The sequence below is a fragment of the Streptomyces sp. NPDC058308 genome (assembly GCF_042880275.1).
Lineage (GTDB): Bacteria > Actinomycetota > Actinomycetes > Streptomycetales > Streptomycetaceae > Streptomyces.
In genome coordinates this window covers 64,417-81,828 of the sequence record NZ_JBHVZA010000022.1, presented here as the reverse complement: position 1 = coordinate 81,828, position 17,412 = coordinate 64,417, and the positions used below count along the sequence as shown (strand labels likewise).

Here is a 17,412-nt window from a genome sequence, read left to right as displayed (position 1 = left end):
GGTCAGAGAATGACGTGCGGGATGAAGCGTGCGTACTCGTCCGTGATCAGGCCGGACGACTCACGGATGCCGAGTCCCGCCGCCTCGTCCTCCACGACCCACGCGCCGAGCACGACGCGGTTGCCGTCGAAGTCCGGGAGCGGCGCCAACTCCTGGTAGCAACAGCCCTCTTCCCGGACTACGGGAGCCGAGCCCGGCTCGTGCACCGTCACTCCGGCGCCCTCGCGGCCGAGCAGCGGCTTGGCCACGTATCCACGGCCGGAAGCGAGCTCGCGCGGGCCGTCCAGGTAGGCGGGGAGGAGGTTCGGGTGGCCCGGGTACAGCTCCCACAACACGGCGAGCAGCGCCTTGTTGGAGAGGAGCATCTTCCACGCGGGTTCGATCCAGAGTGTCGAGCCCGTGCCGCCGCCGTTGTCCAGGGTCTCCAGGACGTGCGGCGCGAAGCGGTCCGTCGTCAGCCACTCCCACGGGTAGAGCTTGAAGCAGCTGCGGATGAACCGGAGTCTCTTGTCGACGAAGCGGCGCGAGAGGCGGTCCCAGCCGATGTCCTCCATGGCGATGGACTCCGCGGCGAGGCCCGCCTGTTCCGCCGTCTCGCGCAGGTACGCGACCGTCATCAGGTCCTCGCCGAGCTCGTCGGCGGCGGAGTGCGCGAAGTACAGCGGGCTGCCCGGCGGCAGCAGTGGGGCCTGCTTCTTCCAGGCGTCGACGAGGCGCTCGTGGAGGGAGTTCCACTGGTCGGCGCCGGGGAAGCGTTCCTCCATCCAGAACCACTGGGGGCTCGCCGCCTCGACGAGTGAGGTGGGGGTGTCGGCGTTGTACTCCAGCATCTTGGCAGGGCCGCCCGCACCGTCGTAACGGAGGTCGAAACGGCCGTAGAGGGAGGGGAGTTCGGCGCGGCGGAGCCAGGCCTCCGTGACGGCTTCGGCCACCCGCGGATCGGTGATGCCGAGGTCGGCGAGACGGTCGTGCTCGACGATGTGCGCCGCCGCCGCGAGGCACATCGCGTGCAGCTCCTCGACGACCTCCTCCAGCGCCTCGACCTCGGGGAGCGAGAAGACGTAGTAGGCGCTCTCGTCCCAGTAGGGGCGCAGGGTGTCGTCGGGGTAGCGCGTGAGGGGGTAGATGAGCCCCTGGTCCTCGACGGTCTGCTGCCAGCCGGGGCGGGGGTCTATGGTGCGGCGTTCCATGGCGTACGTGTCCTGTGCCGTGCGCTCAGCCGCCGCCGCTGCCGTTGCCCGAGCAGCCGAAGCCGTCCCGGTCGACGGCCTCGCTGCGGCTGAACGTGCCGTTGTCGGCGTAGCGGCCGTCCACGTCGGCGTCGTAGTACCAGGCGGGCTCGGTACGGCCCGTCGTCTTGCCGGTGCCGGTGCCGGTGCCGGTGCCGGAGGGGCTCTTGCGGGACTTCCCCGAGGAACCCGGCGTGCCTGTCTTGCACTTGCTGTCGCTGACGACGCGGTAGCCGTTGACGTAGTCGTAGCTGTCCCGGTCCACGCAGCGGCGGTCCGGGTCCGAGCCGCAGGAGGTGAGCGCCGCCGCGAGGACGCCCATTCCGCCGAGCGCGACCGTGCTCGACCTCAGTCGGCGTCGTTGCTTCTCCGCCATGTGGCACTCCCCCGTCGTCGTACGTGGTCCCGTTGTCGTACGTGACCGGACCTCAGCGTAGGTAAGGGTCGGCAGCCCGGGCCGGCGCCCCCTTGGATCTTCACCGACTCGCCTTCCTCTACAGTCGCTCCGTGTCTCTTGGGATGATTTGCGCACTCGGCTCAGCGGTCTGCTTCGGCACGGCCTCGGTTCTCCAGGCGGTCGCCGCGCGCGCGACCGCGCCCGGCACCGGCTCCGGCGTCGACCCGGCGCTCCTCCTGCGCGCCCTGCGCCAGTGGCGCTACCTCGCGGGGCTCGGCCTCGACGGGCTCGGGTTCCTGCTGCAGATCGTGGCGTTGCGCTCCATCCCGATCTACGCGGTGGGGGCGGCGCTCGCCGCGAGCCTCGCCGTCACGGCGGTGGTCGCGGCCCGGCTGTTGCGGGTGCGGCTCAGCGGCGTCGAGTGGGGCGCGGTGGGCGTCGTCTGCGCGGGGCTCGCGATGCTGGGCCTGGCGTCCGGGGACGAGGGCGAGGGCACCGGTACGACGACCCTGCGGTACGTGATGCTCGCGGTCGCCGTCGGCGTCCTGCTCGTCGGCGCGGTCGCCGGGCGCCTGCCCGGACGGGGGCGGGCGCTCGCGCTCGGCCTGGGGGCGGGGTGCGGGTTCGGGGTGGTCGAGGTGACCGTACGCCTCATCGACGACGTGTCGCCGGGTGCGCTGCTCGCCAACCCGGCGACGTACGCCCTGCTCGTGGGCGGTGGCGCGGCCTTCCTGCTGCTCACGTCGGCGCTGCAGCGGGGGTCGGTGACAACGGCCACGGCGGGGCTCGTGATCGGTGAGACGATCGGGCCCGCGCTGGTGGGTGTGGTGTGGCTGGGGGACCGTACGCGCGGTGGCCTTGAGTGGCTGGCGGTTCTTGGGTTCGCGGTGGCGGTGGCGGGGGCGTTGGCTCTTGCGCGGTTTGGCGAGGCGCCGGCCTTGGCGGGGGACGGGGCTCGGTAGCCTTCCCTGTGCCTGGGGGGCGTTCATGTGCGGGGTGTCTTCGCCGCCGTCTCGGGGCTCTGCCCCGGGCCCCGCTCCTCAATCGCCGGAGGGGCTGAAATCCACGGCCTGCCTGCGCCGGAGAGGCTGAAATTCACGGCCTGCTTTCGGTAGCCGCCACGGGGCTCCGCCCCGGACCCCGCTCCTCAATCGCCGGAGAGGCTGGAATTCACGGCCTGCCTGTGCCGGAGGGGCTGAATTGTCACCCCGCAGGAGCTGGTTCATTACCCCACCACCCGGCACAACGCCTCCAACGCCCCCGCCCACGCATGCTCCGCAGGAGTCCCGTAGCCCACCACCAGCGCGTCCCGCTGCCGCACCGCCGCTTCGGGGTGGCGGAAGCCGGAGAGGCCGTGGACCGCGAGGCGTTCCCAGTTGGCCGCCTGGACGATGGACTGTTCGGTGCCCGGGGGGAGTTCGAGGACCGCGTGCAGGCCCGCCGCGATGCCGGTCGCGCGCACCTCGGGGGCCCTTGCCGCCAGCGCCGCCACGAGCTGGTCGCGGCGGCGGCGGTAGCGGAGGCGGGCGGCGCGTACATGGCGGTCGTACGCGCCCGACTCGATGAACTCCGCGAGGGTCAGCTGGTCCAGGGCGCTTCCGTACGCCCCGGCGGCGTGTCTTTCGTCGAGGACCTCGTCCTGCAGGCCGGACGGCAGCACCATCCAGCCCAGGCGCAGGCCGGGGGCGAGGGACTTGCTCGCGGTGCCGAGGTAGACGACGCGCTCGGGGTCCAGGCCCTGGAGCGCGCCGACGGGCTGGCGGTCGTAGCGGAACTCGCCGTCGTAGTCGTCCTCCAGGATCACCCCGCCCTCGCGCCGCGCCCAGTCGACGGCGGCCGCCCGCCGGTCGGGGTGCAGCGGCACGCCCATCGGGAACTGGTGCGCCGGGGTGAGCAGCACCGCCTTGGGCGAGTCGGGGCCGAGCCCCGCGACGTCCGTGCCGAGTGCGTCGAAGCCGAGCGGCGTGGTGCGCAGGCCCGCGCGGTGCAGCAGGTTCCAGTGGATGTTCAGGCCGTACGACTCCACGGCGACCTCCGGCAGCCCGCGCGCCCGCAGCACCCGGCCCAGGAGCGCGAGGGCGTGCAGGAACCCGGCGGTGACGACGATGCGGCCTGGGTCCGCGTGCACGCCGCGGGCCCGCGCGAGATAGGCCGCCAGGACCGTGCGCAGCTCGATGCGGCCGCGCGGGTCCGGGTACCCGAGGGCGTCGTTCGGTGCCGCGGCCATCGCGCGGCGGGCCGCTTTCAGCCACTCCGAGCGCGGGAACGACGTCAGGTCGGGGGCGCCGGGGCCGAGGTCGTACTCCGGGGCCCCGCCCCGTCTGCGGGGCGTCGCGGGCCGCACGGGTGGCGTGACGACGCGTTCGGCGACGCGCGTGCCCGAGCCCTGGCGTGCGGTGAGCCAGCCCTCGGCGACCAGGTCGGCGTACGCGTCGGCGACCGTGTTCCTGGCGATGCCGAGGTCGACGGCGAGGGAGCGGGAGGACGGCAGGCGGGTGCCGGGGGTGAGGCGGCCGCTGCGCACGGCCGCGCGCAGGGCGTCCGTGAGGCCCTTGCGGACGCCGTGGCGGGACGCGTCGCCGCCGGTCTCCAGATGGAGGTCGACGCCCAGAGTGGCCCACGTTTCTCCCATGGAAATGGACCATACCCCTGGGCTACCGCGTCCGTAATGTCGACCTCATGACCACGAACCGGACCACCACCGACAGCACAGCCGCCACCGACGGCACGGACACCGCCGACAGCACGGACACCACCCCCGAGGGGTACGTCCACGAGCACACCCCCCGCCTCGCCTGGGCCCAGCACGCGCCCGAGGTCTTCAAGGCCATGATCAAACTCGACGCGGCCGCCCGTAAGGGCCTCGACCCGGTGATCTACGAGCTCGTCAAGATCCGCGCCTCGCAGCTCAACCGGTGCGCGCTCTGCCTCGACATGCACACCAAGGACGCCCTCGCGGCGGGCGAGAGCGTCGAGCGGATCATCCAGCTCAGCGCCTGGGAGGAGTCGCAGCACTTCTACACGGCCAAGGAGGTCGCAGCGCTCGAACTGACCGAGGCGATCACCGTCCTGACCGACGGCTTCGTGCCCGACGAGGTGTACGCGAAGGCGGCCGCCCGCTTCGAGGAGGCGGAGCTGACCCAGCTCATCGCCGCGATCACCGTCATCAACGCCTGGAACCGCTTCGGTGTCAGCACCCGCCAGGTGCCGGGGCACTACAAGGCGGAGGGCGCCAAGTGAGCGTGCGCACCACGCACTTGGACCAGGGCGTCGCCGCCGCGATGGGCGCGCTCGGTGCCGCCGCCAAGAAGGGGCTCGGTGACCCCGTCCTCGCCGAACTGGTGATGATGCGGGCCTCGCAGATCAACGCGTGCGCCTTCTGCCTCGACATGCATGTGGACATCGCCCTCAAGAACGGCGAGAGCCCCAAGCGCATCGCCCTCCTCAACGCCTGGCAGGAGGCGGGCGAGCTCTTCGACGAACGAGAACGCGCCGCTCTGGCGCTGACCGAGGCGGTCACCGTTCTCACCGAGGGCTTCGTGCCCGACGATGTCCACGAGAAGGCGGCGGAACACTTCGACGAGGGGCAACTCGCCCATCTCATCGGCGTGATCACCGTCATCAACAGCTGGAACCGGCTGATGGTCAGCCGCCGTATCGCACCCGGAGGACCGGCATGGTGAACCCCGTCGAGACCCTGCGCGCCCTGCACCACGGACGGGCGCCGGGCGAACCACTGGTCCTGCCGGGCCCGTGGGACGCCGCGAGCGCCCGGGTGTTCGAGGAGGCCGGGTACGAGGCGCTGGCCACGCCCAGCGCCGGTGTCGCGCTCTCCCTCGGGTACGAGGACGGGCAGGTGCCGCCCGAGGAGATGTTCGAGGCGATCGCGCGGATCGTACGGTCGGTCTCCGTGCCCGTGACCGCGGACATCGAGGCGGGCTACGGCATCGCGCCGAAGGAACTGGTGGAGCGGCTCCTCCAGACCGGGGCGGTCGGCTGCAACCTGGAGGACTCCGTCGGCGGCCACGGCCCGGCAGGGGCCCTCAAGGACCCCGCCGAGCAGGCCGCCTTCCTCGCGGAGGTACGCGAGGCCGCGGGCGACCGGCTCTTCGTCAACGTCCGCGTCGACACGTTCATCAGGGGCGTCGCCGACCCGGCGGCCGCCATCGAACGGGCCCGTCTGTATGTGGCCGCGGGCGCCGACTGCGTCTACCCGATCCTGGCGCCGCCGGAGGCGATTCCCGCGCTGCGGGCGGGGATTGAGGGGCCGCTCAATGTGGTGGCGAGGCCGGACGGGCCCTCGCCGAGGGAGCTCGGGGAGCTCGGTGCCACGCGGATCACGTTCGGCCCCGGGCTGCTGCACAGGACCATGGCGGCCCTGCGCGGGATCGCCGACGGGCTGGCGTAGCCGCCGGACGTACAGCGCCGCGGAGAACACGCCGGGACACGTGGACGCGGAGGTGCCGGGCGCCCCGTCCGTACGGGCGCCCGGCACCGGGTCGGAACAGCCGCCTACTTGGGCAGCCACCCCTTCCACTTCGACTCATGGTCGTCGATCCACTTCTTCGCCGCGTCGTCCGGCGACATCTTCTTGTCCGCGATCATCAGGGAGACCTCGTTCTGGTCCTCCTCCGACCACCTGAAGTTCTTCAGGAACTTCGCGGCGTCGCCGCCGTTCTTCGCGAAGTCCGCGTTGAAGTACTTATGCAGCGGCGTGTGCGGATAGGCACACTTGATCTTGGCGGGGTCGGCGTCGCAGCCCTCCTTGTACTCGGGCAGCTTCACCTCCGTCATCGGCACCTTCTCGAACAGCCACTGCGGCTTGTACCAGTAGGTGAGGAACGGTTTCTTCTGCTTGGCGAACTGCTCGATCTGGGTGATCTGCGCCGCCTCGGAACCCGCGAAGACGACCTGGTAGTCCAGGTCCAGGTTCTGCACCAGGGCCTTGTCGTTCGTCACGTAGGACGGGGAGCCGTCCATGAGCTGGCCCTTGCTGCCGCTCTCGGACGTCTTGAACTGGTCCGCGTACTTGTTGAGGTTCTTCCAGTCCGTGACGTCCGGGTGCTTCTTGGCGAAGTACGTCGGGACGTACCAGCCGATGTGACCGGTCACGCCGACGTCGCCGCCGGGCACGATGGTCTTCTTGTCCTTGACGTACCGCTGTTCCTGGTCCGGGTGGCCCCAGTCCTCCATGATCGCGTCGACGCGGCCCTGGCTGAGGGCGTCCCAGGCGGGCACCTCGTCGATCTGGACCTTGTCGACGCGGTAGCCCAGCTCGTTCTTGAGCAGGTACTCGGCGACGGCGACGTCCGCCTGCGCGCCGACCCAGGACTGCACCGAGAGGGTCACGGTCTTGGCGCCCTCGGCGTTCGCGTACGGAGACGCCTGCTTGCTCATGTCGGCGGCGCCGCAGCCGGAGAGCGCGAGGAGCGCACCGGCGGCCGTGACGGCGCTCATGACACGCGTACGAACGCGCATGTCACGCTCCCTTCTTGACGCGACGAGCCGTGGGCTGCGTGACGCGGTCGAGCATCAGGCCCAGGCAGACGATCGCGGTACCGGCCACCAGGCCGGTCGCCAGGTCGCCCTGCGCGATGCCGAACACGACGTCGTAGCCGAGCGCGCCACCGCCGACCAGGCCGCCGATGACGACGACGGCGAGGACCAGGACGACGCCCTGGTTGAGGGCGAGCATCAGGGCCGGACGGGCCAGCGGCAGCTGGACCTTGCGCAGCTGCTGCCAGCTGGAGGCGCCGAGCGAGCGCGAGGACTCCATCGCGGCGGCGTCGACCTGGCTCAGGCCCTGCGTGGTGATGCGGACGACGGCGGGCAGCGCGTAGACGACGGCCGCGGCGACCGCGGGGGCGCGGCCGATGCCGAAGAGGGCCACGACCGGGATCAGGTACACGAACTGCGGCATCGTCTGGAAGACGTCGAGCACCGGCCTCAGCAGCCGTTCGAACCGGGTGCTGCGGGCGGCCGCGATGCCGATCGCGAAGCCGAGGACCAGCGTCACGGCGACACCGGCGAGCACCTGCGCGAGCGTGTCGAGGGACTTGTCCCAGACGCCGAGGACGCCGATCGCGCCCATCGCGGCGACGGCGGTGAGCGCCGTCTGCCAGGTGCCGATCAGCCAGGCGAGGGCGGCGACGACGAGCAGCACCGACCACCAGGGCAGGCCCTGCAGGCCGTCCCTGGCCGGGTTGAGGATCCAGGTGGTGAAGTGCGCCGCCCAGTCGGCGGTGCCGCCGACGACGGGCACGCCGGTGTAGATGTGGTCGACCATCCACTCCTTGGCGGTGTTGACCGTCGGGGCGATGTTGACGACCCAGTCGGTCGGCCAGTCCACGCGGTCCGCGAAGCGGGCGGCGACGGCGGCGACGACCGTCACGGCGGCGGCGACGGACCAGCCGCGCCAGCCGCGCAGCGGCGAGTCGTCCCCGGCGTGCGCGCCGACGCGTTCACCGGCCGCGCCGGTGACGCGGTCGAGGACCACGGCGAGCAGCACGATCGGGATGCCACCGGCGAGTGCCTGGCCGACGTCGACGGTTGAAAGGGCCTGGTAGACGCGGTCGCCGAGACCGCCGGCGCCGATCACGGAGGCGATGACGGCCATCGAGAGCGCCATCATGATCGTCTGGTTGAGGCCGAGCAGGAGCTGCCTGCTGGCCAGCGGAAGGCGCGCGGAGAACAGGCGCTGGCGCCCGGTCGCGCCGAGCGAGGTCACCGCCTCCATCACGCCGGCGTCGGCCTGCCGCAGGCCGAGCGCGGTGAGCCGGGCCATGGGCGGGGCCGCGTACACGACCGTCGCGATGATGGCGGCCGGGACGCCCATGCCGAAGACGAGGGCGAACGGCAGCAGGTACGCGTAGGCGGGCAGCACCTGCATGGTGTCGAGGACCGGCCGCAGGATCCGGAAGACCCGGTCGTTCAGGCCGCCCGCGAGGCCGAGCAGCAGGCCGATCGCGACCGAGACGAGGACCGCCACGATCATCAGGGCCAGCGTCTGCATGGTCGGCACCCACATGCCGAGCAGTCCGCACACGGCGAACGCGCCGGACGCCATGAGCGCGAGCTTGACGCCCGCCGCGCGCCAGGCGATGAGCCCGGCGCCGACGGTCACGCCGGCCCAGCCGGCGGCGAGCAGCACGAGGTAGACGCCGCGCACGGAGAGCACGATGGCGTTGCTGACGTGCCCGAGGAAGTAGATGAACAGCGGGTGGCTGTCGCGGTTGTCGATGATCCAGTCGGTGGTCCTGCCGAGCGGCTCGGTCAGGTCGACCGTGAGGGCGTCCGGCCAGGCGCCGGAGGCCCACTTGGCGTTGACGATCGGCACGAGGACGGCCGCGGCGACGGCGAGCAGCAGGAGCTTGCCGACGGCACGGTGGCGCAGGAGCGCTCCGATGCCCGTGTCCCTTACGGGTCCCGTAGCGGTGGCGGTGGCCATCAGGCGACCACCTCGCCCTTGTCGGGGGCGGTGTCCGTCGCGGGGGCCGAGGTCCCCGCGACCACGGCGAGCAGCCCGGCGTGGTCCACCACGCCGAGGCAGCGCTTGCCGTCCATCACGCGCACCGGGAAGCCGGTGCGGGCGACGGCCTCGATGGCCTCGGTGACCTTGGCGTCGGGCGGCAGGGCCGCCCCGCGGGTCTCCTCGTCGTCCTCGGCCGGGCGCATGGCGCCGCGTACGGTCATGACGTCGGCGCGCACCACGTCGCGCACGAAGTCGCGGACGTAGTCGTCGGCCGGGGAGCCGACGATCTCCTCGGGCGTGCCGAGCTGGACGACGCGGCCGTCGCGCATCAGCGCGATGCGGTCGCCGAGCTTGAGGGCCTCGCTGAGGTCGTGGGTGATGAAGACCATCGTGCGGCCCTCTTCGCGGTGCAGGCGGACGACTTCTTCCTGCATGTCGCGGCGGATCAGCGGGTCGAGGGCGCTGAACGGCTCGTCGAAGAGGAGGACCTCGGGGTCGACGGTGAGGGCGCGGGCCAGGCCCACGCGCTGCTGCTGGCCGCCGGAGAGCTGACCGGGCTTGCGCTGTTCGAGCCCTTCGAGGCCGACCTTCTTGACGACTTCGAGGGCCTTGACGCGGCGCTCGGCCTTGCCGACGCCCTGGATCTCCAGGCCGTACGCGACGTTGTCCAGGACCGAGCGGTGCGGAAGCAGGCCGAAGTGCTGGAAGACCATGGCGGCGCGGTGGCGGCGCAGTTCGCGCAGGCGGGCCTTGTCCATGGCGAGGACGTCCTCGCCGTCGATGGAGAGGGAGCCGGAGGTGGGCTCGATGAGCCGGGTCAGGCAGCGTACGAGGGTGGACTTGCCGGAGCCCGACAGGCCCATGACGACGAAGACCTCACCCTTGTTGACCTCGAAGGAGACGTCGCGCACGGCGGCGGTGCAGCCGGTCTGCTCACGCAGTTCGGCGGGGCTGAGGCCGTGCACCTCCTCGTTGCCGGGTATGCGCTCGGCGCCGGGTCCGAAGACCTTCCAGAGGTTCTTGACGGCGAAGACGGGGCCGCCCTCGCCGGTCGTCTCCTCGGTGTCCGTGGACTGCGTCACGGTGGCCTCGCTCATCGGCCGTCACCGCCAAGGATCTCGGCACATTTCTCCCCGACCATGAGTACTCCGATCATCGGGTTCACGGCGGGCATCGTCGGGAAGACGGATGCGTCCGCGATACGGATTCCTGCCAGGCCCCGGATCTTCAACTCCGGATCGACCACCGCGAGTTCATCAGTGGAAGCACCCATTCGGCAGGTGCCTGCCGGGTGGTAGACGGTGTGCGCGGCCTTGCGCACCAGTTCGCTGATCTCGGCGTCCTCGGTGACCTCGGGGCCGGGGAACACCTCGCGCTTGAGCCACTTCTTGAACGGCTCGGCCTGCGCGACCTTGCGGGCGAGCTTGATGCCGTCGACGAGGGTCCGCCCGTCGTAGTCTCCCTCGTCCTCGAAGTACTTGAAGTCGAGCGCCGGCTTGACCTCGGGGTCCGCCGACGTCAGGTAGAGACGGCCGCGGGAGCGGGACTTGGGGATGTTCGGCGTCATCGACACACCGTGCTCGGGGCGCTCGTAGCCGAGGCGCTCCGGGTTGTCGGTGAACGGGATCTGGTAGAAGTGGAACATCAGGTCCGGGCCCTTGTGGTCCGGGTCCCGCTTCACGAACAGACCGGCGTCGGAGTCCATCGCGGAGTTGCCGGGGATGGGCCCGTTGGTCTCCCAGACGATGACCGACTCGGGGTGGTCGATGAGGTTCTCGCCGACGCCCGGCAGGTCGTGCACGACCGGGATGCCGAGGGCTTCGAGGTCCTTCTTCGGGCCGATGCCGGAGTGCATGAGCAGCCGCGGCGTGTCGACGGCGCCGGCGCAGACAAGGACCTCGCGGCGGGCGGTGAACAGCTTCTCCACACCGTCCTTGGTGCGGATGTGGACGCCGCGGGCGGTCTTGCCCTCGAGCTCCAGCCTGGTGGCCCACGTCTCCAGGAAGAGGTGGAGGTTCGGGCGGTCACCGGCCTCCATGTGGGGGTGCAGGTAGGCGACCGAGGCGGAGGAGCGCTTGTTGTTCTCCGGGTGGTACGAGAGGTCGAAGAAGCCGACGCCCTCGTCGAAGGGCTTGTCGTTGAAGCCGACGACCTCGGGGACGCCGAGCGCGGTCTTCGTCGCCTCGACCCAGTCGGTGGCGATCTGGTTCTGGTCCTTCTTGGCGACGCGCACGATGTTGTTGCGCAGCTTGCCGAAGTAGGGGTCCATCGCCTTGGCGTTCCAGCCGGCGGCCCCGGCCTCCTCCCACTCGTCCCAGTCGGACGGCAGCGGCTTGAAGGAGATCAGGGTGTTGTGCGACGAGCAGCCGCCGAGGACCTTGGCGCGGCTGTGCAGGATGTGCGAGTTGCCGCGCGGCTGCTCGGTGGTCGTGTACTCGTAGTCCAGCTCACCGCCGAGCAGGCCGAGCCACTTGCGCAGCGTGAGGACGTCCTCCCGGTCGATGTCGCTGGGGCCGCCCTCGATGACGGCGACGGTGACGTCCGGGTTCTCGGTGAGACGGGACGCGATCACCGATCCTGCGGTGCCGCCACCGACGATGACGTAGTCGAACTCGGTCTGGTCAGACATGCGTGGTGCTCCTCTTCCTGCGAGGTCGTGCCAAGGTGCTTGCGCGTGATGAGCGGGGGGCGCTTGAACGTGTTGCGCGCGGGGCGGACTTCCCGCCCCGCGCGTACTTCCCGCCCGGCCGGTGTCAGCCGGCGAACCAGCGGACCGGCTGCGGCGCCAGGTTCTGGTAGATGTGCTTGGACTCGCGGTACTCGGCGAGGCCCGCGGGACCGAGCTCGCGCCCGACACCGCTCTTGCCGAAGCCGCCCCACTCCGCCTGCGGAAGGTAGGGGTGGAAGTCGTTGATCCAGATGGTGCCGTGGCGCATCCGGCGGGCCATGCGGGCGGCGCGGCCCTGGTCGCTGGTCCACACGGCGCCCGCGAGGCCGTACTCGGTGTCGTTGGCGAGCGCGACGGCCTCGTCCTCGGTACGGAAGGTCTCCACGGAGAGGACAGGCCCGAAGACCTCCTCCCGTACGACCTTCATCCCGCGGTGGCACTGGTCGAGCACGGTCGGCTCGTAGAAGTAGCCCTCGGCGGGCCGCACGTCGCTCGGCTCGGGGCGCTTGCCGCCGCAGCGGAGCACCGCGCCCTCCTGAAGGGCGGAGGCCACGTACATCTCGGTCTTCTCGCGCTGCTGCTGCGAGACGAGGGGGCCGCACTCGACGCCGTCCTCGGTGCCGCGGCCGAGCTTGATCTGCTGGGCCCTGCGGGCGAGTTCGGCCACGAAGCGCTCGCGGACGGACTCCTCGATGATGAGGCGGCCACCGGCGGAGCAGACCTGCCCGCTGTGGATGAAGGCGGCGTTCAGCGCCTGGTCGACGGCGGTGTCGAAGCCCTCTTCCGTGGCACACGCGTCGGCGAAGACCACGTTGGGGTTCTTGCCGCCGAGCTCCAGGGCGACCTTCTTGACGCCGAGCGCGGCGGCCTGGGCGACCTTGGTGCCGGAGACGAGGCCGCCGGTGAAGGAGACCAGGTCGACGTCGGGGTGGTCGGCGAGGCGGGCGCCGACGGTGTGGCCGGGGCCGGTCACGATGTTCGCGACACCGGCCGGGATCCCCGCCTCGACGAGCAGCTCGATGAGCGCGACGGTCGTCAGCGGCGTGATCTCGCTGGGCTTGATGACGAAGGTGTTGCCTGCGGCGAGCGCGGGCGCGACCTTCCAGCTGGCCTGGAGCAGCGGATAGTTCCAGGGCGTGATCATCGAGCAGACGCCGACGGGTTCGTGCACGACGAAGCTGTGGATGTCGTCGGAGCCCGCGTCGACGACACGGCCCGCGCCCTCCCCGATCACCAGGTCGGCGAAGTAACGGAAGGCGTCGGCGACGCAGTCGACGTCGACGCGGCCCTCTTCGAGGGTCTTGCCCGCGTCGCGGCTCTCGAGCAGGCCGATCTCCTCACGGTCGCGTACGAGGAGGTCGGCGACCCGGCGGAGCAGGGCGGCGCGCTCGGCGACGGGCGTGCTCGGCCAGGGGCCCTCGTCGAAGGCCTTGCGGGCGGCGGCGATGGCGGCGTCCGCATCGTCCGCTCCGCCCTCGGCGATCACAGCGAACGGCTTGGCATCCGCCGGGTCGAGGATCTCGCGGGTGGCGCCGGAGGTGGCGGCACGCCACTCTCCGCCCACATGGATGGTCTGTTGTGCGGACACGTCCCGTTTGCCTTCCGTTCCTGTCATATGCCCCGCCTGTCACTCGCGGTAGCCGGGTGCACCTGCCCTCCGGCGGAGAAAGCATGCGCAACCTATGGCCGAAAGTGCGCTGTGTCACTGCGCGTGGGGGCGCTCGGGGCAAACGTACGCTCGACACAGGGTTTGTCCCCGTAGGCGACGCAAAGACCGGAATGTCGCGTGGGCGGGCCGGGGGCCCGCCCGCGCGGGAGAGTCAGTCCTCGGCGGGGACCCACTCGTCGACAGGGTCGTCGGCCGGCTCGTCGGCGACCGTGAGGCCCGCCACCCACAGCGGCATCAGCCAGTGGACGACGAAGACGGCGAACAGGACGGGAAAGAGGAAGCCTTCGACGTCCAGGCCCTTCAGGGCGGCGGCGCCCGCCGCGACGGTGACCGCGAGAAGCAGCCACAGCATCACCCGCTGGGCCATGGCCGCGACGCGGCTCCGCTCCGCGCGCTGCCGCTCGTCCAGCGCGCGCACCCGCAGATCGAGGAGGCCGCGGATCGAGCTGTTGATGACGCCGGTCACGAAGCACCACGGCAACAGCAGCCCCAGCAGGGTGAACGTCGCCCAGCGTTCGTCACCGACGACGGAGAACAGCCAGACCGTGACGGCCACCGCGGTCAGCGTCATGTGGAGCGCGACCATGGCTCGCCTGCGGGTGGCGGTGGCGTGAAAGGAGGCCCCCTCCTGGCGGTTCATCAGCCGGTGCATCCACCGGTCGTAGTTCGTCAGGGGGCGCTGCTCGGCGGCCGTCATCAGTTGTTCCTCCCGTAGACCTGGTCCGTGAGCGGGCGAAACGGCTCGAGGGAGAACAGGGCCTCGACCGGCAGTCCGAAGAACTTCGCGATCTTCAGCGCGAGGTCGAGGCTCGGGTTGTACTGCCCCCGCTCGATGTAGCCGATGGTCTGGTAGTGGACACCCACTGCCTCGGCCAGGCTCTGTCGCGACACCTTCCGCTCGGCGCGCACCATCGCCAACCTGTTGTGCACTTGCTCGCTCATGTATAAGAAGTACTACATCAGAGAGCAGCTGGGCAACATCGGAACGCCGACCGCCCCCGGCAGCCGCTGCGAAGAGCGGCCGCCGGGGGCGGTGGGTGAAGGGTGCTGCTACGGCTCAGATGAGGCCGAGACCGCGGACGGCCTCGCGCTCCTCGGCGAGCTCCTGCACGGACGCGTCGATGCGCGTGCGCGAGAACTCGTTGATGTCCAGGCCCTGGACGATCTCGTACTTGCCGTCCTTGGTGGTGACGGGGAAGGAGGAGATGAGGCCCTCCGGAACGCCGTACGAACCGTCCGAGGGGATGCCCATGGAGGTCCAGTCGCCCGCGGCGGTGCCGTTGACCCACGTGTGGACGTGGTCGATGGCGGCGTTGGCGGCGGAGGCGGCCGAGGACGCGCCACGGGCCTCGATGATCGCCGCGCCGCGCTTGGCGACGGTCGGGATGAACTCGTCGGCGAGCCAGGCCTGGTCGCCCACGACGTCCGCGGCGTTCTTGCCGGCGATCTCCGCGTGGAAGATGTCCGGGTACTGGGTGGCCGAGTGGTTGCCCCAGATGGTCAGACGCTTGATGTCGGAGACCGACGAGCCCGTCTTCTTCGCCAGCTGCGACAGGGCGCGGTTGTGGTCCAGGCGCGTCATGGCGGTGAAGCGCTCGGCCGGTACGTCCGGGGCGGCGGCCTGCGCGATGAGCGCGTTGGTGTTGGCCGGGTTGCCCACGACGAGGACCTTGATGTCGTCCGCGGCGTTGTCGTTGATGGCCTTGCCCTGCGGCTTGAAGATGCCGCCGTTGGCCTCCAGGAGGTCGCCGCGCTCCATGCCCTTGGTGCGGGGGCGGGCGCCGACGAGGAGGGCGACGTTGGCGCCGTCGAAGGCGACGTTCGGGTCGTCGCTGATCTCGATCGAGTTCAGCAGCGGGAAGGCGCAGTCGTCGAGCTCCATGGCGGTGCCCTCGGCGGCCTTCAGGGCCGGCGTGATCTCAAGAAGGCGCAGGTTGACCGGCACGTCCGCGCCGAGCAGGTGGCCCGAGGCGATGCGGAAGAGCAGCGCGTAGCCGATCTGGCCGGCCGCGCCGGTGACGGTGACATTCACGGGAGTGCGGGTCATGGCGATCTCCGTAAGACAGCTGGCGGTGGGGTCCCTGGGTCTCGTACGTGGATCCCCTTGTTCCTGGATCTCCGCCGACGCCTCGTCGAGTCCTCGATCGCCTCTCGATGATCGATCTCTTGGCATCAAGAGAGATCCGCCGTCAGGCTATCGCGCCCCGCCCACCCCTGGCCGCCGGGTCGGTGTGGCCCGGCCCACAGCTTTCACGGCGCCCGAAAAAAAGGGGGGCGGCCGCCACGAGGGGGGGGGAGCGTGGCGGCCGCCGTGGGGGTGTGACCACTCCCGTGGGGGTACGGTCCGCCTGCCCTGGGTCGACGAGGCCATGCACGCACCTCCCGACTTTTTTGAACAACCACCAACACCGCTCGCGGCGGCCCCGCCCCAGCCGCCACGAAAGACAACAAAAACGACAGAGACGGCAGGGATGCCGGGGAGGTTGGACAGGGCGAGGGCGGGAGTGGCGGGAGGGCGTGGGCGACTACGCCGTGCACCCCGTCTGCCCGGACTTCAGCGTCGCGCAAGCCTTCGCCGCCGTACCCGAGTCGGCCGCCACCATCGGTGTGTACGCGTCGAAGTCCGCGTTCACCGTGCCGTTCTGCTTGGCCTTCGCACCGCCGCCCGACCCCGTGATCGTCAGCTCGTCGCCCGGCGTCGCCTGGGTGATCCGCGCCCACGCGGCCCCGCACGCCTTGCTGTAGCGCACCTCGACCAGCGCCTTGCCTATCGTGGCCCGCGACGTGGTCTTCGCCAACTCGCCGCCGCAGCCCATGTTCTCGGGGTCCTTGCCCGCGCAGTCCTTGCCGTTGCACTCGACTCCGGCGGGCAGCTTCGTGTCGCTCCTGCTCGGCTCCACGGACGGCTTCGCGTCGTCCTTGCCCTTGTCGTCGCCGCCGAGGCCGGTCATGAAGACCGCGGCGGCGATGACGACGAGGGCGCCGACCACACCGGCGAGGAACATCGTCAGCTTCCTGCGGCGCCGCTGCCCGTCGGGCGAACCCCCCGGCACCGGCGCGCCCGGGCCGCCCTCCCCGAAGGCGGGCAGGGAGGCATCACCGGAGGTACCGGCCGGTCCGTACGAACCGTACGATCCGTACGGGGCCTGCGAGCCCTGCGAGCCCTGCGAGTCGGCCGGTCCGTACGTCCCTGCCGCCCCGTACGTCCCTGCCGCCCCGTACGCCCCACCCGGACCGGCGTCCCCGGTCCGCTCCGGCGGCACCGTAGGAGACACCCCGGCAGGCCCGGCCACCCCCATCGTCCCGGCGCCCCACGCGACACGCCCCTGGGAGCCGCCCCGCGCGACGCCGCCACCGCGGGCAGGCTTGGGCGCCTTGGCGGGCTGGGCGGAGGGCGGGGTGGAAGGGGTGGAGGAAGAAGGGGAGGAAGGAGAGGAAGGGGACGCGCTTGTGCCGGGCCCCGACCGGTCGGCCCCCAACTCCCCCAGTGCCGCCCGCGCCTGCGAGATCCGGATCGCCTGCATCGTCATGTCGTGCCGCATCTCGGAGCGGCTCCACGCACGCTCCGCGAGCTCCCACATGGTCATGAGATGGACGGGCGGCGTGCCCGTCACCTCGGCCAGCGCGACGATCGCACCCTTCGGCGCGAGGAGCCGCCCGTTCAGATAGCGCTCCCACGACGTCTTGCTGTAGCCGGTGCGGTCCGATACCGCCGCGATGCTCAGCCCACTGCGGTCGACGAGCCCGCGCAGCTGACCGGTGAACTCCCTGACCTGCGGGTCGAGCTCCTCCGGTAGCGCCTTCCAACGAGGCATTACTCCCCCTGTTCCCCCCGTACGTGCCTGTGTCCGCCCCCGCGCCCGGCCTCGCGCCGACCCCCGCGTCGACCCGGCACCACCCCGATCTGGACTACCCAGAGGGATGCGCCGCGCCAGGATGTCAGTTCCCTGAACAGGGGCGCACGGGAGCATTCGGGCC

16 protein-coding genes are annotated in these 17,412 nt (G+C 71.1%); 4 read left to right on the top strand and 12 right to left on the bottom strand.

Annotation, left to right across the window (positions count from 1 at the left end):
* Nucleotides 1-2: 2 nt before the first annotated feature.
* Nucleotides 3-1,190 carry a glutathionylspermidine synthase family protein gene (locus ACFVYL_RS27110; protein WP_389720203.1) on the bottom strand — a complete coding sequence of 396 codons (1,188 nt, stop codon included), beginning with the start codon at nucleotides 1,188-1,190 and terminating at the stop codon, nucleotides 3-5.
* Between the two features lie 25 nt (nucleotides 1,191-1,215).
* Nucleotides 1,216-1,605: a hypothetical protein gene (locus ACFVYL_RS27105; RefSeq protein ID WP_389720201.1), complete on the bottom strand. Its 390-nt coding sequence runs from the start codon at nucleotides 1,603-1,605 to the stop codon at nucleotides 1,216-1,218.
* Between the two features lie 143 nt (nucleotides 1,606-1,748).
* Between ACFVYL_RS27105 and ACFVYL_RS27100 the strand changes: the two genes are divergently transcribed.
* Nucleotides 1,749-2,588 (top strand): hypothetical protein, encoded by an 840-nt coding sequence (locus tag ACFVYL_RS27100; protein ID WP_389720341.1) that lies wholly within the window; start codon nucleotides 1,749-1,751, stop codon nucleotides 2,586-2,588.
* 263 nt (nucleotides 2,589-2,851) lie between these two features.
* Here ACFVYL_RS27100 and ACFVYL_RS27095 read toward each other — a convergent pair whose 3' ends face one another.
* The gene (locus ACFVYL_RS27095; RefSeq protein ID WP_389720200.1) at nucleotides 2,852-4,258 is read right to left on the bottom strand and encodes a PLP-dependent aminotransferase family protein; all 1,407 of its coding nucleotides are present in this window, start codon (nucleotides 4,256-4,258) and stop codon (nucleotides 2,852-2,854) included.
* Between the two features lie 47 nt (nucleotides 4,259-4,305).
* On the opposite strand from ACFVYL_RS27095, the gene ACFVYL_RS27090 reads away from it, so the two are divergent.
* From ACFVYL_RS27090 to ACFVYL_RS27080, 3 genes are read left to right on the top strand one after another with little or no spacing between them, the layout of a single operon-like run.
* Nucleotides 4,306-4,866: a carboxymuconolactone decarboxylase family protein gene (locus tag ACFVYL_RS27090; RefSeq protein WP_389720199.1), complete on the top strand. Its 561-nt coding sequence runs from the start codon at nucleotides 4,306-4,308 to the stop codon at nucleotides 4,864-4,866.
* A 41-nt stretch (nucleotides 4,867-4,907) separates the two neighbouring features.
* The gene (locus ACFVYL_RS27085) at nucleotides 4,908-5,309 is read left to right on the top strand and encodes a carboxymuconolactone decarboxylase family protein (RefSeq protein ID WP_389720339.1); all 402 of its coding nucleotides are present in this window, start codon (nucleotides 4,908-4,910) and stop codon (nucleotides 5,307-5,309) included.
* Nucleotides 5,303-6,034 (top strand): isocitrate lyase/phosphoenolpyruvate mutase family protein, encoded by a 732-nt coding sequence (locus tag ACFVYL_RS27080; protein ID WP_389720198.1) that lies wholly within the window; start codon nucleotides 5,303-5,305, stop codon nucleotides 6,032-6,034. The genes ACFVYL_RS27085 and ACFVYL_RS27080 overlap by 7 nt, the downstream gene beginning before the upstream one ends.
* Before the next feature lie 104 nt (nucleotides 6,035-6,138).
* Here the strand turns inward: ACFVYL_RS27080 and ACFVYL_RS27075 are convergent, their stop codons facing one another.
* From ACFVYL_RS27075 to ACFVYL_RS27035, 9 genes are all read right to left on the bottom strand, one after another.
* Complete coding sequence (locus ACFVYL_RS27075; protein ID WP_389720196.1) at nucleotides 6,139-7,104, bottom strand: glycine betaine ABC transporter substrate-binding protein; 966 nt, start codon at nucleotides 7,102-7,104, stop codon at nucleotides 6,139-6,141.
* A gap of 1 nt (nucleotide 7,105) precedes the next feature.
* Nucleotides 7,106-9,073: an ABC transporter permease gene (locus tag ACFVYL_RS27070; RefSeq protein WP_389720194.1), complete on the bottom strand. Its 1,968-nt coding sequence runs from the start codon at nucleotides 9,071-9,073 to the stop codon at nucleotides 7,106-7,108.
* Nucleotides 9,073-10,194 (bottom strand): glycine betaine/L-proline ABC transporter ATP-binding protein, encoded by a 1,122-nt coding sequence (locus tag ACFVYL_RS27065; RefSeq protein ID WP_389720193.1) that lies wholly within the window; start codon nucleotides 10,192-10,194, stop codon nucleotides 9,073-9,075. The genes ACFVYL_RS27070 and ACFVYL_RS27065 overlap by 1 nt, the downstream gene beginning before the upstream one ends.
* Nucleotides 10,191-11,726, bottom strand: coding sequence for a GMC family oxidoreductase (locus ACFVYL_RS27060; protein ID WP_389720192.1), 1,536 nt, complete (start codon nucleotides 11,724-11,726; stop codon nucleotides 10,191-10,193). The genes ACFVYL_RS27065 and ACFVYL_RS27060 overlap by 4 nt, the downstream gene beginning before the upstream one ends.
* A gap of 124 nt (nucleotides 11,727-11,850) precedes the next feature.
* Nucleotides 11,851-13,380 carry an aldehyde dehydrogenase family protein gene (locus ACFVYL_RS27055; protein WP_389720190.1) on the bottom strand — a complete coding sequence of 510 codons (1,530 nt, stop codon included), beginning with the start codon at nucleotides 13,378-13,380 and terminating at the stop codon, nucleotides 11,851-11,853.
* Between the two features lie 205 nt (nucleotides 13,381-13,585).
* Entirely contained in the window at nucleotides 13,586-14,131 is a 546-nt protein-coding gene (locus tag ACFVYL_RS27050) for a hypothetical protein (RefSeq protein WP_389720189.1), read from the bottom strand.
* Nucleotides 14,131-14,376 carry a helix-turn-helix transcriptional regulator gene (locus ACFVYL_RS27045; protein ID WP_389720187.1) on the bottom strand — a complete coding sequence of 82 codons (246 nt, stop codon included), beginning with the start codon at nucleotides 14,374-14,376 and terminating at the stop codon, nucleotides 14,131-14,133. Before ACFVYL_RS27045 ends, ACFVYL_RS27050 begins: the two co-directional genes overlap by 1 nt.
* Before the next feature lie 115 nt (nucleotides 14,377-14,491).
* Entirely contained in the window at nucleotides 14,492-15,481 is a 990-nt protein-coding gene (locus tag ACFVYL_RS27040; protein ID WP_389720185.1) for a malate dehydrogenase, read from the bottom strand.
* 478 nt (nucleotides 15,482-15,959) lie between these two features.
* Complete coding sequence (locus ACFVYL_RS27035; RefSeq protein WP_389720184.1) at nucleotides 15,960-17,249, bottom strand: DUF2690 domain-containing protein; 1,290 nt, start codon at nucleotides 17,247-17,249, stop codon at nucleotides 15,960-15,962.
* Between the last annotated feature and the right edge of the window lie 163 nt (nucleotides 17,250-17,412).

What these genes read in the sequence shown, in the direction of transcription:
- ACFVYL_RS27080 (WP_389720198.1), top strand. Translation starts at nt 5,303, where the DNA reads ATGGTGAACCCCGTCGAGACCCTGCGCGCCCTGCACCACGGACGGGCG.
- ACFVYL_RS27110 (WP_389720203.1), bottom strand. Translation starts at nt 1,190, where the DNA reads ATGGAACGCCGCACCATAGACCCCCGCCCCGGCTGGCAGCAGACCGTC.
- ACFVYL_RS27065 (WP_389720193.1), bottom strand. Translation starts at nt 10,194, where the DNA reads ATGAGCGAGGCCACCGTGACGCAGTCCACGGACACCGAGGAGACGACC.
- ACFVYL_RS27035 (WP_389720184.1), bottom strand. Translation starts at nt 17,249, where the DNA reads ATGCCTCGTTGGAAGGCGCTACCGGAGGAGCTCGACCCGCAGGTCAGG.
- ACFVYL_RS27045 (WP_389720187.1), bottom strand. Translation starts at nt 14,376, where the DNA reads ATGAGCGAGCAAGTGCACAACAGGTTGGCGATGGTGCGCGCCGAGCGG.
- ACFVYL_RS27040 (WP_389720185.1), bottom strand. Translation starts at nt 15,481, where the DNA reads ATGACCCGCACTCCCGTGAATGTCACCGTCACCGGCGCGGCCGGCCAG.
- ACFVYL_RS27055 (WP_389720190.1), bottom strand. Translation starts at nt 13,380, where the DNA reads ATGACAGGAACGGAAGGCAAACGGGACGTGTCCGCACAACAGACCATC.
- ACFVYL_RS27095 (WP_389720200.1), bottom strand. Translation starts at nt 4,258, where the DNA reads ATGGGAGAAACGTGGGCCACTCTGGGCGTCGACCTCCATCTGGAGACC.
- ACFVYL_RS27050 (WP_389720189.1), bottom strand. Translation starts at nt 14,131, where the DNA reads ATGACGGCCGCCGAGCAGCGCCCCCTGACGAACTACGACCGGTGGATG.
- ACFVYL_RS27100 (WP_389720341.1), top strand. Translation starts at nt 1,749, where the DNA reads ATGATTTGCGCACTCGGCTCAGCGGTCTGCTTCGGCACGGCCTCGGTT.
- ACFVYL_RS27090 (WP_389720199.1), top strand. Translation starts at nt 4,306, where the DNA reads ATGACCACGAACCGGACCACCACCGACAGCACAGCCGCCACCGACGGC.
- ACFVYL_RS27105 (WP_389720201.1), bottom strand. Translation starts at nt 1,605, where the DNA reads ATGGCGGAGAAGCAACGACGCCGACTGAGGTCGAGCACGGTCGCGCTC.
- ACFVYL_RS27060 (WP_389720192.1), bottom strand. Translation starts at nt 11,726, where the DNA reads ATGTCTGACCAGACCGAGTTCGACTACGTCATCGTCGGTGGCGGCACC.
- ACFVYL_RS27075 (WP_389720196.1), bottom strand. Translation starts at nt 7,104, where the DNA reads ATGCGCGTTCGTACGCGTGTCATGAGCGCCGTCACGGCCGCCGGTGCG.
- ACFVYL_RS27085 (WP_389720339.1), top strand. Translation starts at nt 4,908, where the DNA reads ATGGGCGCGCTCGGTGCCGCCGCCAAGAAGGGGCTCGGTGACCCCGTC.
- ACFVYL_RS27070 (WP_389720194.1), bottom strand. Translation starts at nt 9,073, where the DNA reads ATGGCCACCGCCACCGCTACGGGACCCGTAAGGGACACGGGCATCGGA.